Genomic DNA, 14,993 nt, shown 5'->3' with positions numbered 1-14,993 from the left:
TGATGGGACGAATTCTGAAACCGGATGTAAGGACCGACACAGGGATGAGCCTGCGCTCAGCGTCGCGCCAGACGCTCGTACCTCAGGTGGTCGAGCAGCTCCAGGAGCAGATCACCAACGGCGAATGGCCGGTCGGCGGCCGGATTCCGCCCGAGCCCGACCTCGTCGCCGCGCTCGGCGTCGGCCGCAACACCGTCCGTGAGGCAGTGAACGCGCTGGTCCATGCCGGCATCCTCGAACGCCGCCAGGGCTCGGGCACTTACGTGCTGGCAACCGACGAACTCACCGGCGCGGCTGGCCGCCGGCTCAGCGGGGCGAAGCTCGACGAAGCCATCGAAGTCCGGCGCGCCTTCGAAGTCGAGGCGGCCCGGCTCGCCGCCCTTCGGCGTACCCGTGAAGACTTGACGATGCTGGAAGCGGCGCTGGACGCGCGCGAGCAAGCCTGGGCCGCGGGCGACGCCGCGTTGTTCGTGGAGGTCGACGCCCGGTTGCACACGGCGGTGGTCGCGGCCGCGCACAACTCCATGCTGGCCGAGTTGTACGCCTCGTTCGGCGCGGCCTTGCGCGCGAGCCTGAGCGAACGGATCGGCGCGGAGCTGACGCCGCAGGTCTACTGTGACCATAGTGGACTGATCGCGGCGATCCGGGCCGGTGACCCCGTCGCAGCCGCGACCGAAGCCGGGTCCTATCTGGAGATCGCTTAGCCGGAGTTCGTTCTGGGTAACCGGCGCGACATGGCAGTGCTCTCTCGATATCGGACCGCCACCGGCGCCGGCGTCCTCACCGCGCTCGTGCTGGTGCTGGTCTTCGGCAGCCCGTGGTACCGGAACTGGGCCGCCGACCACACGAACCCCACCACCGCCGGCGGCTGGTTCCTCCGGCTGCTCGGCTGGCCGGCCTGGCGCTTCGACAGCAACGACACCTTCGGCGACGTCCTGGCCGACGACCTGAAGGCGATCCTGCTCGTCCTGCTGACCGGCCTGTTCCTCATGCTCACCACCGGACAACAGCTGGCCCGCGCGCGCGGAACCCTCAGCCAGTTCTTCGCCGGGTGGTCGGCTTACATCTTCGCGGCGGCCGTCGCCGCGCTGCTGACCGCGTTCATCCGGACCAACCCGTCGCTGCTGGCGGCCTTCCAGAGCGCTGGGAGCGGGGCGCTCTACGGGCTGTTCACCGGGTGGATCATCGGCATCGCCACGCTGGGACACTGGCGCGGCACGTCCTAGCCCGCATTTTGGCGCTGGATGCTTGCGCTCGATGCTTGCGCTGATGCTTTGGCGCTTGATGCTTTGGCGCTGGATCAGGGTTCTCGGTCGAATCTTGACGCATGATTCGACCGAGAACCCTGATCCAGCGCCATGGCAGAAACCGTCAGGCGTCGATGGCCGCCATGACGTCGTCGGAGACGTCGAAGTTGGCGTACACGTTCTGGACGTCGTCGCAGTCGTCGAGCGCGTCGATCAGCTTGAAGACCTTCCGCGCGCCCTCCTCGTCCAGCTGCACCTGAACGCTTGGGACGAAGGTGGACTCGGCCGACTCGTAGTCGATCCCGGCCTTCTGCAGCGACTCGCGTACGCCGACCAGGTCGGTCGCCTCCGAGATCACCTCGAACGATTCCCCGAGGTCGTTGACCTCCTCGGCGCCGGCGTCGAGCACCGCGCCCAGGACGTCGTCCTCGGTCAGGTCGTTCTTGGGCAGCAGAACCTGGCCCTTACGGCTGAACATGTACGCCACCGACCCGGCGTCGGCGAGGTTGCCGCCGTTGCGGGTCAGCGCCACGCGTACCTCGGTGGCGGCGCGGTTGCGGTTGTCGGTGAGGCACTCGATGAGCAGCGCCACGCCGTTCGGCCCGTAGCCCTCGTACATGATGGTCTGCCAGTCGGCGCCGCCGGCTTCCAGACCCGAGCCCCGCTTGACCGCCCGGTCGATGTTGTCGTTCGGGACGGAACTCTTCTTCGCCTTCTGGATGGCGTCATAGAGGGTCGGGTTTCCGCCGGGGTCACCACCACCAGTACGCGCCGCGACCTCGATGTTCTTGATGAGGCGGGCGAAAAGCTTGCCACGCTTGGCGTCGATGGCAGCCTTCTTGTGCTTGGTAGTCGCCCACTTTGAGTGGCCGGACATAACCCCTCCGTCGTGTTGCGGTCAGACCGCGGACCGCACCATGTCCACGAAGTAGCGGTGCAGGCGCAGATCCCCGGTGAGCTCCGGGTGGAATGACGTCGCGAGCAGGTTGCCCTGCCGGACCGCGACAATCCTAGCCTCCGGTCCGTCGCCCACCTGCCCCAGCACCTCCACGTCGCCGATGACCTTTTCGACCCACGGGGCTCGGATGAACACCGCGGGCACCGGACCGCCCTCGACTCCGGCGATCTCGACTGGCGTCTCGAACGAGTCCACTTGACGGCCGAAGGCGTTACGGCGTACCTGGAGCGCCAGGCCGCCGAAGGAACGCTGGTCCGGGCGGCCGTCGAGGACCTCCTCGGCGAGCATGATCATCCCGGCACACGTCCCGTACGCCGGCATCCCAGCCCGCAGCCGCGCGGCGATCGGGTCGAAGACCTCGAACTCCTGGGCGAGCTTGCTCATCGTGGTGGACTCGCCACCGGGGATGATCAAGGCGTCGATCTCGTCGACCTCGGCCGGCCGGCGTACGGGCCGGGCGATGACGTCACACTCCGCGAGCGCCGCCAGGTGCTCGCGGAAGTCGCCCTGGAGGGCGAGGACCCCGATGATCGGGTCGTTCACCAGCCACGCTCCGCCAGGCGGTGCGGCTGCGGGATCTCGTCGACGTTGATGCCGACCATGGCCTCACCGAGACCGCGGGACACCTTCGCGAGGACGTCCGGGTCGTCGTGGAAGGTCGTGGCCTTGACGATCGCGGCGGCCCGCTGAGCCGGGTTGCCCGACTTGAAGATGCCGGAGCCGACGAAGACGCCCTCGGCACCCAGTTGCATCATCATCGCGGCGTCGGCCGGGGTGGCGATGCCGCCCGCGGTGAACAGCACGACCGGCAGCTTGCCCGTCTCCGCGATCTCCTTGACGAGCTCGTACGGCGCCTGCAGCTCCTTGGCCGCGACGTACAGCTCGTCCTCGGGCAGGCTGGTCAGCCGCTTGATCTCGCCCCGGATCTTGCGCATGTGCGTGGTGGCGTTCGAGACGTCGCCGGTCCCGGCCTCACCCTTGGAACGGATCATCGCCGCGCCCTCGGTGATCCGGCGCAGCGCCTCGCCGAGGTTGGTCGCGCCGCAGACGAAGGGCACGGTGAACGCCCACTTGTCGATGTGGTTCGCGTAGTCGGCCGGGGTGAGCACCTCCGACTCGTCCACGTAGTCGACGCCGAGCGCCTGGAGCACCTGCGCCTCGACGAAGTGGCCGATCCGGGCCTTCGCCATCACCGGGATGGAGACGGCGCTGATGATCCCGTCGATCATGTCGGGGTCGGACATGCGGGACACGCCACCCTGGGCGCGGATGTCGGCGGGTACGCGCTCCAGCGCCATGACGGCGACCGCGCCGGCGTCCTCGGCGATCTTGGCCTGCTCAGGGGTGACCACATCCATGATCACGCCGCCCTTGAGCTGTTCGGCCATGCCGCGCTTGACGCGTGCGGTTCCGGTGACCGCGGCCGTGCTGACGGATTCGGACATGGCGGTATCAACTCCTGTCGGATACAAGGGGGGTCTACCAGCGATGTTACGCGTTCGCGAGATCGCCGCCCTACGGCCAATCGCATCCGGGTGGCCGCCCGTGTGGCGCCCGTCACACTCAGGCTGGGCCGACGGGTGGCATTGATCACCCAGCTCGGGAGTCGATCACCCGCAAACGGGAACCGTCTCCTGGGAAAACGCTGTCGATCACCCCGACTAGTTCATGATCGCGCGGAAAGGGCGGAAGGGGCCGCGCGGAGAGGGCGGAAGGGGACGCGCGGAGGGGAGGCGCTAGACGTCGATGTCGAAGTAGGCGGGGCGGCCGTGCCGCCGGGCCAGCCCCAGCATCCGCACCATGCGGTGTTCGCGCAGCGTGAGGACGTCGCGTACGGAGTCGGTGTGCACCTGACGGGCCAGGGCCAGCCGCCGACCGGCCGCGTCGACCGCCTCGACCAAGGCCGGGTCGGCCTTCGCCGAGGTCACGTCGAGTTCGCGAAGTCGCCGAGTGAGGTCGTTCTCGGCCGCCTCCCGCTCACCGTTCGGCGCGTCGAGGGCCGCCCGGGCCGCCAGGTACAGCTCGTCCTGCGGCGTATCAGCCTGCTCCCCGAGCACCGCGGCGGCGGCCGCCCGGCGTACCAGCTGGGCATCGAGCGCGCGCCGGGCCGAGCCCGCCCGCAGGTGCAAGCGGTCCAGCCGCGCGGCGAGCCACGTGACGTACGTGCCCACGAGGACGACGACCGCCACGACTCCCACCACCCACGCCACGTCGAGCATGGTAGTGGTCGCTCATGTCGCGGGAATCACCCGGCGGTCAGCGACTCGTCCGCGCCCGGCACGACCTTGCCCGGGCTCGCGTCGATCGCCGTCTGGTACACCTCCAGCACCCGCTGCGCGACCACCGGCCAGTCGAACTCCCCCACGACCGCGGTGGCCTTGGCCGCGAGGTCGGCGCGGCGTCCCGGGTCGTCCAAAAGCTCCGACATGGTACGCGCGAGGGAGCCGACGTCGCCGTTGGCGAACAACGCACCGGCCCGGCCGCCGTCGAGCACCCGGCGGAAGGCGTCGAGATCGCTGGCGACCACCGGCGTACCGGCGGCCATCGCCTCGGTGAGGATCATCCCGAAGGACTCGCCGCCCGTGTTGGGCGCGATGTAGAGGTCGACGCTGCGCAGCATCCGGGCCTTGTCGGGCTCGGACACCTTGCCGAGGAAGGTGAGCCGCTCGCGGACGATCGAGGGCAGCTCGATCTCGTCGAGGTCGCTCGGACCGGCCAGCAGCAGCCGGAGGCCGGGGCGTTCCGGGGCGATCTGGGCGAACGCCTCGGTGAGGATGCCGAAGCCTTTGCGGGGTTCGGTGAAGCGGCCGAGGAAGCCGATCGCGCCGCCCTCGCCGGGCCAGCCGGGCAGCGGCTCGGCGGTGGCGAACTTGGCGACCGCCACACCGTTCGGGATCTCGACGCCGCCGCCGCCCAGGTGCTCGACCTGAACCCGGCGGGCGAGGTCGCTGACCACGATCCGGCCGGTGATCCGTTCCAGCACCACCTGCAGCGCCACCTGGGCCGCCGCCATCATCTTGGATCGGATCAACGCGCTGTGGAAGGTCGCCACGATCGGGCCGTCGGCGGTCATGACGGCCAGCATCGACAGACTCGGGACGGTCGGCTCGTGAGCGTGCAGCACGTCGAACCGTCCGTTGGCCAGCCACTTGCGTACGCGGGCCAGCGAGATCGGGCCGAACGCCAGTCGCGCCACCGACCCGTTGTAGGGCACGGCCACGGCCCGCCCGGCGGCCACCACGTAGTCCGGCAGGTCGGCTTCCTCGTCGGCCGGCGCGAGCACGCTCACCTCGTGCCCGAGCCCGATCAGCGTCTCGGCCAGGTCGCGGATGTGGAACTGCACGCCACCGGGCACGTCCAGCGAGTACGGGCAGACGATCCCGATCCGCACTGCCCCTCCCCTCTTCCCGCAGCCCGGGTTATTCGGCCAGCCACATCTTCTGCAGCATGTGCCAGTCGGCGGGGTGCTGGGCGATCCCCTTGGCCAGCTCGTCGGCGACGGTCTGGGTCAGCGCGCGCACCCGCTCGGTCAAGGTACCGTCTGGCGGCGGCTCGAGGGGACCGACGAGCCGTCCGACCGGACGGTCGGGCTCGTACCAGAGGCTCGCCACGAACAACGGCGCACCCGTACGCAGAGCCAGCAGCGCGGGGCCGGCCGGCATCCGGGTCTTGCCGCCGAAGAAGCGCACGTCGATCCCGCGCCGCGACAGGTCCCGGTCGGCCAGCAGCGGGACGATGTGATTGGCGTTCAGCGCCTCGACCAGCAGCTCGGTCGGCGAGCCGGAGCCACCGGCGGTCGGGATGATCCGCATCCCCAGACTCTCCCGGTACGCCAGAAACCGCTGGTAGACGGCCTCGGGCTTGAGCCGCTCGGCGACCGTCGTCAGCGGCATGTCCATCGCGGTGACCCAGGCTCCGGCGGCGTCCCAGTTCCCCGCGTGCGGCAGCGCCACGATCGCCCCGGTCCCCCGCTCGCGGGCTTCCCGGAGCATCTCCCAATGCTCGAGGGCGAACCCGTCGCGGAGCTGCTGCCGAGACAGCGACGGCAGCCGGAACGACTCCATCCAGTAGCGGGCGTAGGAGCGTACGGCGTCGCGCAGCAGCTCCGGGGGCACCGGCCCGCCCAGGACCTGCCCCAGATTGCCTTCGAGACGGCGTACCCCTGGGCCTTGACGACGCACGGCACGATCCGCACCGGCCCGGAAGGCCGCCGCGGCGACCGGCTTGGGCAGGGCCCGCACGAGCCGCCAGCCGGCCGCGAAGCCGAGTTCGACGAGCCGGTCCCGGTTCACGCGGTGTCCTGCTGCTCTGCGAGCTGCTGCCGGTCCGACCGCGCGGCCTGGGCCATCCGCTGGCCGACGGTGAAGATCGAACCGGCCGCGAGCAGCCAGAGCGCGGCGGGCAGGCCCCAGCCGACGCCGGCAGCGGTGAGCAATGCCCCGACGCCGATGCTGATCAGCCGCTCGGACCGTTCGACCAGCCCGACGTTCGCGTCGAGGCCGAGCCCCTCCGCCCTGGCCTTGACGTAGGAGACGACCTGACCCGCGACCAGGCAGATCAGCACGGCGACCAGGGTCGGGGTCTCGTGGCGGTAGAAGTAGGCCAGCGCGGCGAAGACCATCCCGTCGGCCACCCGGTCGAGGGTGGAGTCCAGGAGCGCGCCGAACTTGCCGGGCTTGCCCTGGGCCCGGGCCACCGCGCCGTCGATGACGTCGGTGAGCGCGCTGAGCGTGACGATCACGACCGCCGCGACCAGGTGGCCGCGGGTCGCGAAGCCGAGCGCGCCGACGCCGACGCCGAGCGTGCCGATGACCGTGACGACGTTGGCCGTCACGCCGATGCGCAGCAGAGCGCGAATGAGTGGGTCGAAGAGTCGCACGGTGGCGCTCTTGACGGTGACGCTGAAGATCTTCGCCATAGCGGTCTAAAGATAATCGGAGGCACTGCCGGATCTGTGTGTCGGGGTTGTTAAGTCGGCTTCCGGGGTGTGGGATTTACGTATGTGACGTGAACCACATCTGAAGTCCGGGTTTAGCCCCAGGAATGAGGAGGTTGCGATGGCCCAGAAGACTGCGCCCGCCAAGGGCGCGGAGAAGGGGGTCGCCGGCGTCGTGCCGGCGGTGGAATCGCCCGTCAACGTACGCAACGTGGTGCTCGTCGGGCACTCCGGCTCGGGCAAGACGACCCTGGTCGAGGCGTTGCTCGCCGCGACCGGCACGATTTCCCGGGAAGGGTCCGTCACCGACGGCACCACGGTCACCGACAACGACCCCGCCGCCGTACGCCAGCAGCGCTCGGTCGCGCTGGGTTGTGCTCCGCTGCTGCACAACGGCGTGAAGGTGAACCTCCTCGACACCCCCGGCTACGCCGACTTCGTGGGTGAGCTGCGCGCCGGGTTGCGCGCGGCCGACGCCGCCCTCTTCGTCGTCAGCGCCGTCGACGGCATGGACGCCGCGACCGTCGCGCTGTGGGAGGAGTGCGCCGGCGTCGGCATGCCCCGCGCCGTCGCGGTCACCCGCCTGGACCACCCGCGCGCCGACTTCGACGAGGTCGTGGCGCTGTGCGGACGCGTCTTCGGCGAAGGTGTCATCCCCCTGTACCTGCCGATGCACGGTGACGACGGCGAGAGCGTCGTCGGCCTGATCGGGCTGCTCACCCAGCGCGTCTTCGACTACTCCGAGGGCTATCCGCCGGTGGTCCGCGACCCCGACCCCGAGCACCTGCCCGCCATCGAGGAAGCCCGCAACGAGCTGATCGAGGGGATCATCGCCGAGAGCGAGGACGAGACCCTCATGGACCGCTACCTCGGCGGCGAGGACATCGACGTGCAGACCCTGGTCGACGACCTGGAGAAGGCGGTCGCGCGCGGCCACTTCTACCCGGTGGTCCCGGTCAACTCCCCCACCGGCGTCGGCCTCGACGCCCTGCTCGAGCTGCTCACCAGCGCCTTCCCCACGCCGCTGGAGCACCCGCTGCCGGCCGTCACCTCGGTGGACGGCTCTCCGCAGGCGCCGCTGACCTGCGACCCCGACGGCCCGCTCGTGGCCGAAGTCGTCAAGACCACCATCGACGCGTACGTGGGACGGGTGTCGCTGGTCCGGGTCTTCTCCGGCACGCTGCGCCCGGAGACGGCGGTGCACATCTCCGGCCACGGGCTGGCCGAACGAGGCCACGCCGACCACGACACCGATGAGCGCATCGCGCACATCTACTCGCCGCTCGGCTCCAACCTCCGGGAGATTCCGTACGCCATCGCCGGAGACGTCTGCGCGATCACCAAGTCGACGGCCGCCGAGACGGGCGACACCATCTCGGCCAAGGACAACCCGTTGCTGGTCGAGGCGTGGGAGATGCCCGAGCCGCTGCTGCCCGTCGCGGTCGTGCCGAAGACCCGCTCCGACGAGGACGCGCTGGCCAAGAACCTCGGCCGGCTCGCCGCCGGTGACCCGACCCTGCGGCTGGAACGCAATCCGGAGACCCATCAGCTCGTCCTGTGGTGCATGGGCGAGGCGCACGCCGACGTAGTCCTCGAACGGCTCAAGGCGGGCGGCGTCGAGCTCAGCACCGAACCGGTGAAGGTCGCTCTGCGGGAGGCGTTCATTTCGGAGGCACAGGGCCACGGCCGGCACGTCAAACAGTCCGGCGGGCACGGGCAGTACGCCGTCTGCGACGTCGTCGTCGAGCCGCTGCCCCGGGGCACCGGAATCGAGTTCGCCGAACGCGTCGTGGGTGGCGCGGTGCCGCACAACTACATCCCGAGCGTGGAGAAGGGCGTACGCGCCCAGGTCGAGAAGGGGCTCGTCGCCGGATACCCGGTGATCGACGTCCGGGTGACCCTGGTCGACGGCAAGGCGCACAGCGTCGACTCCTCCGACGCCGCGTTCCAGACGGCCGGCTCCATGGCGCTCAAGGACGCCGCCGACAAGGCCCAGATCTCGCTGCTGGAGCCGGTCGATGACGTCGAGATCCGGGTCCCCGACGCCTACGTCGGAGCAGTTATGAGCGACCTGTCCGGCCGACGGGGACGGGTGCTCGGCAGCGACGCCGACCCCGACCACGAGGGCAAGACCCTGGTGCACGCCGAGGTTCCCGCGACCGAACTCGTCCGGTACGCCATCGAGCTGCGGGCGATGACGTCTGGAGCGGGGACGTTCCGGCGGTCGTTCGCCCGGTTCGAGCCGATGCCGTCCCACCTGGCCGAAGCCGCGAAGAAGGAGCACGCCAACCGCTAGCCCGCCCCCTGTCCGGCCGGGCGCTGTCCGGCCGGGCGCTGTCCGGCCGGGCGCTATCCGGCCGATCATGAACTTTCGGGCATGATCGGCCGGCGTGTCGTGTCCACAGCGCCCTGATCGTTCCCCGGGGCGGGTGATCGACTCGACGGGTCAGCGTCAGCCGGTGAGCGCCGGCTCGGCCGCCGGTTCGGACGGCGTACTCCGCTTGAACCGGCGGCGCAGCCAGTCGTAGGCCCGCTCCAGCGGCAGGAAGCTCAACATCGCCACCAGGTGCGGGGCGAACGAGATCGTGATCGTGGCGATCGTCACGAGGTGGAACGAGTAGAAGAACCCGACCATCCGCAGCCGCCACTTCTCGGGCACCACGAAGACCATCGGGCTGAACAGCTCGAACGCCATGATGCCGATCTGCGCGGCGATCAGCAGGCCGGGGATCGGCGCGATCAGGTCCGCGAGGTCAGTGCCCCGGCGCAGAATCGCCCGCGCCAGCACCGACCCGGTCATCCACTCCGGACCGCCGTACCGCAGCTTCGCCCAGGACGCGAGGAAGTAGGTCGCCACCACGCCCAGCTGGACCATGCGGAACGCCCAGCCCGCACGCTCGGAGGGCGTACGGTCGCCGTAGCGCGCCGGGCCGCAGGTGGGCAGCACCGCGAGGGCCATGAGGTACGCGTACCGGTCGTGGTCGACCTTCCCGTAACTCATCGCCACCAGCATCCAGGCGAAGTAGAGCCCGAACACGGTCCAGCCCAGCAGCCGCGGGTATCGGCCGGTCGCGGCGGCGAGCGCCGTGACGAGGAGAGTCCAGAAGACGACCCAGACGATCAGGGCGGTCGGCCGCGGCAGGTGCAGCAGCCGGGCAACCAGCAACGGCTGGTAGGACTCGGCACTCGCGTGGGCGTGGCCGCGTACCCATGGAGTGAAGATCACGAGGTCGGCCGCGGCGAACAGGTAGACGATCGTGCGGAACAACGCGAGCCGGGCTTTGGGCACCGGGGCGAACAGCCAGCTCATCGGGCCACCCGCCAATCGGCCAGCACGTTGTCGGTCCACTTGCCGGTGGGCCGCCCGGAGTGGATCTCGTGCATCCGGTTGACGTAGCGCACTTCCACCAGCGGAGCGGCCTGCGGATTGCGCTTCTCGTACGCCTCCAGCACCTCCCGCAGCAGCGACGGGTCGGCGGTGTACGCGTCCTGCGACGCCTCGACCTCCGCCCGGCGCAGCCCGGTGCGCTTCTCGTCGAGCAGGATCACGGTCCCGTCGGCGGTCACGCCTTCGATCCGGGGATCAGGAGCGGGCTCGTTCGGCGGGTTGACTCCGGCGTACATCCGGAAGGGGCCGAACGGGAAGTCGTCGTCGGAACCCCAGAGGGTTCCGCCCAGCAGCAGAGCGCAGACGACGGCGGTGATCACCACTCGAGTCGTGCGGGCGGTACGGGAAAGCGTGTCCATGGCGGACCGAAGCGTAGCCGGTCGCCGAACCCGGCCGCTGTCCCGACACGGACAGCGTTACCGGATCGCCGAGACCTTCGCCAGCTTGCGGACCGGCGCGGGGGCGACCGGCGTCGCGGCGGGGTGGCCGACGGGCAGCGCGCAGGCGGCGGTCCCACCCGGCATGTGGTGCCGGTTGCGAGCGATGAGCCGGTAGAGCGGCCAGGCGAGGGCCCGGACCGGCGGGAGCGCGAGCACCCAGCCGAACGGCTTCCAGAACACGTTGCTCGACCGCAGCAGCGCGCCGATCGCCTCGGGTCCGGCCAGCGGCTCCCGATCCGCGGCGACCCACTGGACGGCCTGCTGGGCCGCCTCCTTGGTCACGCCCAACGCGGTGAGGTCCGCCCGCTGCCACGGCACGACCTCGGCCGGCGTCGGGATCCACCGGTTCACGAAGTTCGCGCACAACGTGCAGAAGGCGCAGTCACCGTCGAAGACGAATGTCGGTCTCACGTGACCATCATCCCGCTTGGGCTGCCCGGTACGCGACCCCGCCACCTGTTCCGCTGATCACTCGGGATCGGTCACGCCAGACGGCGGGACGGCTCACCGGACGTCGGCCCGCACCGAGTGCGCGGACGCCACCAGCTCGGAAACGGTCACCGGCCGCAGTCCCTTGGCCCTCAATCCCTGCACGATGGCCGCTAGGTTCTCCACCATGAGCAGCCGGCTCTTCGCGCCGACGTCGTGAGCGAGAATGATCGAGCCCGGCCGGGCGTCGGCCACGATCTGCCGCACGAAGCCGTCCGGGTCGCCGACGTGCTGCTTCTCCGGGACCAGCTGGCTCCACATCGCGACGTCGTAGCCGAGCTTGTCGGCGACGATGAGGGTCGAGCCGCCGACGTGGCCCCACGGCGGGCGCATCAGCCGCGGTTCCCGGCCGAGCTGCAGCGCGATCTCGTCGTGGGTGGCCTGGAGCTCCCGCAGTACGCCGTCCGCGTCGAGCTGCGCGAGGTCGGCGTGGGACCAGGTGTGGTTGCCGACCTCGTGCCCGTCGTAGCGGCCGCCCGCCACGATGTCGGCGTGATCCCGGAGGTGCCGGCCCACCAGGAAGAACGTCGCCGAGACGTCGAGCCGGTCGAGGGTGTCGAGTACCCGTGGCGTCCAGTCCGGCATCGGCCCGTCGTCGAAGGTCAGCGCGACGAGTGGAGCCTCGGTCGGCACGTGCCAGAAGCACTGGATCGAGCCCCGGCTGCTCCAGCCGAGCGGGTTGCCCGCCGGTGCGTACCCGCCGTCGAGCGGCAACCTATGCGGACCCAGCACCCGTGGGCCAACCGTCGCGGCGACGGCGGTGACACCGGCGGCGACTGTGCCACCGGCGAGCATGCTGCGGCGTGTAACCGGCACCCTGACCCCCCGTTCGGATGCGAATCGCGAATACGAGTCGCGTCCTTATGGGAAATCGTGCGGTGCCGGTGCCCCGTTCTGCCACCCGATCGACAAAATCGATCAACTTGTCCGACCGGGCAAACCCGTGATCACCAGCATGATCACCGACGAACGGCCGATCAATTCGAGCCGGTCGGCGAGCTCACCACACCAGACAGAACGGGTGTCCCACCGGGTCGGCGAAGACCCGGAAATCCTCGCCGCCACCGGGCAGCCGGGTCGCTCCCAGCGCGAGGACCTGGCGCTCCCCCTCGTCGGCGTCGGCCACCTCGACGTCCAGGTGATACTGCTGCGGGTACGCCGGATCCGGCCACCGGGGCGCGGTGTAGGACGCGACGTTCTGGAAGCAGACGTCGGGCTGGCCGCCGGCCGAGATCATCGCTCCTTCGGGACCCTCGTAGGCCGATTTCATCCCCAGCAGTTCGGCGTAGAAGCGGGCCAGCGTGGCTCCGTCGGGTGAGTCGATCATGACGTCGGCGAGGCCGACCCCGTCGACGCCGTCGCGCCGGCTGAGGCAGAACGGGTGCCCGCTCGGATCGGCGAACACGCTGAAGGTCTCGCCGCCGCCGGGTAGACGGGTCGCGCCGAGAAGCTCGGCGCGCTCGATCGCCGCCGGAAGATCCGCGGTGACGAAGTCGAGGTGCATCTGCTGCGGGTACGCCGGATCCGGCCAGCGTGGGGCCACCAGATTCGGGGCCAGCTGGAAGGCGACCTTCCACCCCTCCGGCGACGTGGTGGTGACCCAGTCGTCGTCGGTGCGGACGACCTCGAACCCGGCCAGGTCGCGATAGAAGGCGGACAACCCGACCACGTCGGGGGTGTCGATGACGATCTCGCTCAGTTTTCCGATCACGTCACTCTGCATACCCGCAGGGTGTGACACTCAAGCAAGCCATCGCGTCGTGAGCGACCGGAGCCACCGAGCCGAGTCGGTCAAGCGGGCCAGGCGGCCGACAGCAGGTCCCGGGTGTCGGTGAGCAGCTGCGGCAGCGCCTTGGTCCGCCCGATCACCGGCATGAAGTTGGCGTCGCCGCCCCACCGCGGGACGACGTGCTGATGCAAGTGCCCGGCGATGCCGGCCCCCGCCACTCCACCCTGGTTGATGCCCAGGTTGAAGCCGTGCGGCGCGGACACCTTGCGGATCACGCGCATCGCGGTCTGCGTGAACGACGCCAGCTCGGCGGTCTCCGCCACATCGATGTCGGTGTAGTCGGCGACGTGCCGGTACGGGCAGATCAGCAGGTGACCCGGGTTGTACGGGAACCGGTTGAGGACGGCGTACACGAGGTCGCCGCGCGCCACCACGAGACCGTGGACGTCGTTGTCCGGCGCGACGCAGAACGGGCAACCCACCGGCTCGGCCGACGAGTCGCCGCTCTGCACGTACGCCATCCGCCACGGGGTCCACAGCCGTTCGAGCCCGTCCGGCTCCCCGATCTGTTCCACGTGGACAGCCTATCGGCCGGTCGGCTACCGAGCTCAGCAGACCTGAGCGTTGGCGTAGTACGCCGCCAGCGCCGGGTCCAGCGCGGGGACGTCCTGCGGAACCCCGCCCGCCCGCAGCGAGACCGTCGCGGAGACACCGGCGGCGACGCTCATCCGAGCCGCGACCGGGGACGTGTCGGTCGCCCCGCCGTCCCGGGCGAACCGGCAGAACTCCGCCATGATGAGCGGGTCCGCGCCGCCGTGGAGCTGGGTCGCTCCCGGGATGTCGTACACGGCGTCGGCGTCCGCGCGATAGCCGGAGCGCTTCGCGTTCCACACCTTCACCACGCCACCCGGGCCGTCGCCGAAGTTCTCCAGCCGCCCGGCGTCGCCGATCACGGTGTAGTTGCGCCAGTAGTCCGGGGTGAAATGACACTGCTGGTACGCCGCGAGCACCCCGTTGTCGAGCACCATGTTCACCACTGAGACGTCCTCGACGTCGATCTCGTGGTGCATCCCGGACTGGGCCAGCGGCGGCCAGTGCTTCTCCGGGGCGTACCAGTCGTCGTGCTTCGGCTCGTCCGGCCCCAGGCGGTCGGTCACCCGGTTGTAGACGCGCAGGTCACCGAAGGCGCTCACGCGCTGGGCGTACCCGTTGGCCAGCCAGTGCAGCACGTCGATGTCGTGGGCCGCCTTCTGCAGCAGCAGGGAGGTCGTGTTCGCCCGCTGGGCGTGCCAGTCCTTGAAATAGAAGTCGCCGCCGTGGCCGACGAAATGGCGTACCCAGATGGTCTGGACCTGGCCGATGTCCCCGCGGGCGATGATGTCGCGCATCAGCCTGACCACGCCCATGTGCCGCATGTTGTGGCCGACGTAGAGCCGGGTGCCGGTGCGGTGGGCCGTCGCGAGGATCGAGTCGCACTCCTCGACGGTGATGCCGAGCGGCTTCTCCACGTACGCCGCCTTGCCCGCCTCGAGCACGTCGGTGGCCACACGCAGGTGGGTGTGGTCGGGGGTCATGATGACGATCGCGTCGACGTCGGACCGGTCGAGCAGTGTGCGGTAATCCGCGACGGTGTCGACTCCCTCGATCAGCGAGGCGGCCGTCTCCCGAGCGACGGGGTCGGTGTCCGCGACCGCCACCACCCGGGAACCCGAACCCGGGTGGTGAGCGGCCGTCGCGAGACTCTTCCGCAGGCCGAATCCGATGAATCCCAGTCGAACGTCTTCCATCCGGCCAAGATCACATATC

17 protein-coding genes are annotated in these 14,993 nt (G+C 70.0%); 3 read left to right on the top strand and 14 right to left on the bottom strand.

The window, feature by feature from the left end; all coding sequences use genetic code 11:
- Window positions 1–44: 44 nt before the first annotated feature.
- A complete protein-coding gene (locus HOV77_RS08480) occupies window positions 45–704 on the top strand; it encodes a FadR/GntR family transcriptional regulator (RefSeq protein ID WP_290859958.1) in 660 nt (219 codons plus the stop codon).
- 30 nt (window positions 705–734) lie between these two features.
- Window positions 735–1,226 (top strand): hypothetical protein, encoded by a 492-nt coding sequence (locus HOV77_RS08475; protein ID WP_290859956.1) that lies wholly within the window; start codon window positions 735–737, stop codon window positions 1,224–1,226.
- 145 nt (window positions 1,227–1,371) lie between these two features.
- Here HOV77_RS08475 and HOV77_RS08470 read toward each other — a convergent pair whose 3' ends face one another.
- The 7 genes from HOV77_RS08470 to pgsA form a co-directional block, all read right to left on the bottom strand.
- On the bottom strand, window positions 1,372–2,124 hold the full coding sequence (locus tag HOV77_RS08470) for a YebC/PmpR family DNA-binding transcriptional regulator (protein ID WP_290859954.1): 753 nt from the start codon (window positions 2,122–2,124) through the stop codon (window positions 1,372–1,374).
- Window positions 2,125–2,145: 21 nt separating this feature from the next.
- On the bottom strand, window positions 2,146–2,748 hold the full coding sequence (gene pdxT, locus HOV77_RS08465) for a pyridoxal 5'-phosphate synthase glutaminase subunit PdxT (protein WP_290859951.1): 603 nt from the start codon (window positions 2,746–2,748) through the stop codon (window positions 2,146–2,148).
- A complete protein-coding gene (gene pdxS, locus HOV77_RS08460) occupies window positions 2,745–3,650 on the bottom strand; it encodes a pyridoxal 5'-phosphate synthase lyase subunit PdxS (protein WP_253752164.1) in 906 nt (301 codons plus the stop codon). Before pdxS ends, pdxT begins: the two co-directional genes overlap by 4 nt.
- Window positions 3,651–3,941: 291 nt before the next feature.
- Window positions 3,942–4,424 carry a hypothetical protein gene (locus tag HOV77_RS08455; RefSeq protein ID WP_290859947.1) on the bottom strand — a complete coding sequence of 161 codons (483 nt, stop codon included), beginning with the start codon at window positions 4,422–4,424 and terminating at the stop codon, window positions 3,942–3,944.
- 26 nt (window positions 4,425–4,450) lie between these two features.
- On the bottom strand, window positions 4,451–5,596 hold the full coding sequence (locus HOV77_RS08450; RefSeq protein ID WP_290859945.1) for a glycosyltransferase family 4 protein: 1,146 nt from the start codon (window positions 5,594–5,596) through the stop codon (window positions 4,451–4,453).
- A gap of 28 nt (window positions 5,597–5,624) precedes the next feature.
- Window positions 5,625–6,497 (bottom strand): phosphatidylinositol mannoside acyltransferase, encoded by an 873-nt coding sequence (locus HOV77_RS08445; protein ID WP_290859943.1) that lies wholly within the window; start codon window positions 6,495–6,497, stop codon window positions 5,625–5,627.
- Window positions 6,494–7,123 carry a phosphatidylinositol phosphate synthase gene (gene pgsA, locus HOV77_RS08440; protein ID WP_290859941.1) on the bottom strand — a complete coding sequence of 210 codons (630 nt, stop codon included), beginning with the start codon at window positions 7,121–7,123 and terminating at the stop codon, window positions 6,494–6,496. The genes HOV77_RS08445 and pgsA overlap by 4 nt, the downstream gene beginning before the upstream one ends.
- Window positions 7,124–7,262: 139 nt before the next feature.
- Here pgsA and HOV77_RS08435 point away from each other — a divergent pair, with 139 nt between their 5' ends.
- Window positions 7,263–9,437 (top strand): elongation factor G-like protein EF-G2, encoded by a 2,175-nt coding sequence (locus HOV77_RS08435; RefSeq protein ID WP_290859939.1) that lies wholly within the window; start codon window positions 7,263–7,265, stop codon window positions 9,435–9,437.
- 156 nt (window positions 9,438–9,593) lie between these two features.
- On the opposite strand, the gene HOV77_RS08430 is transcribed toward HOV77_RS08435, so the two are convergent.
- The 7 genes from HOV77_RS08430 to HOV77_RS08400 all read right to left on the bottom strand — a co-directional run bounded on the left by HOV77_RS08430 (window position 9,594) and on the right by HOV77_RS08400 (window position 14,974).
- Window positions 9,594–10,451 carry an MFS transporter permease gene (locus HOV77_RS08430; RefSeq protein ID WP_290859937.1) on the bottom strand — a complete coding sequence of 286 codons (858 nt, stop codon included), beginning with the start codon at window positions 10,449–10,451 and terminating at the stop codon, window positions 9,594–9,596.
- Entirely contained in the window at window positions 10,448–10,888 is a 441-nt protein-coding gene (locus tag HOV77_RS08425) for a hypothetical protein (RefSeq protein WP_290859935.1), read from the bottom strand. The genes HOV77_RS08430 and HOV77_RS08425 overlap by 4 nt, the downstream gene beginning before the upstream one ends.
- A 57-nt stretch (window positions 10,889–10,945) precedes the next feature.
- A complete protein-coding gene (locus HOV77_RS08420) occupies window positions 10,946–11,380 on the bottom strand; it encodes a DCC1-like thiol-disulfide oxidoreductase family protein (protein ID WP_290859933.1) in 435 nt (144 codons plus the stop codon).
- Between the two features lie 93 nt (window positions 11,381–11,473).
- Window positions 11,474–12,274 (bottom strand): polysaccharide deacetylase family protein, encoded by an 801-nt coding sequence (locus HOV77_RS08415; RefSeq protein WP_290859931.1) that lies wholly within the window; start codon window positions 12,272–12,274, stop codon window positions 11,474–11,476.
- 184 nt (window positions 12,275–12,458) lie between these two features.
- Window positions 12,459–13,181 carry a VOC family protein gene (locus HOV77_RS08410; protein ID WP_290859927.1) on the bottom strand — a complete coding sequence of 241 codons (723 nt, stop codon included), beginning with the start codon at window positions 13,179–13,181 and terminating at the stop codon, window positions 12,459–12,461.
- 68 nt (window positions 13,182–13,249) lie between these two features.
- On the bottom strand, window positions 13,250–13,708 hold the full coding sequence (locus HOV77_RS08405; protein WP_290860010.1) for an HIT domain-containing protein: 459 nt from the start codon (window positions 13,706–13,708) through the stop codon (window positions 13,250–13,252).
- 87 nt (window positions 13,709–13,795) lie between these two features.
- Complete coding sequence (locus HOV77_RS08400; protein WP_290859925.1) at window positions 13,796–14,974, bottom strand: Gfo/Idh/MocA family oxidoreductase; 1,179 nt, start codon at window positions 14,972–14,974, stop codon at window positions 13,796–13,798.
- Window positions 14,975–14,993: the final 19 nt, after the last annotated feature.

The organism is Hamadaea sp., from assembly GCF_013362815.1.
Classification (GTDB): Bacteria; Actinomycetota; Actinomycetes; order Mycobacteriales; family Micromonosporaceae; genus Hamadaea.
The sequence above is the reverse complement of the archived record's forward strand: the minus strand, read 5'-3'. Positions and strand labels throughout refer to the sequence as shown.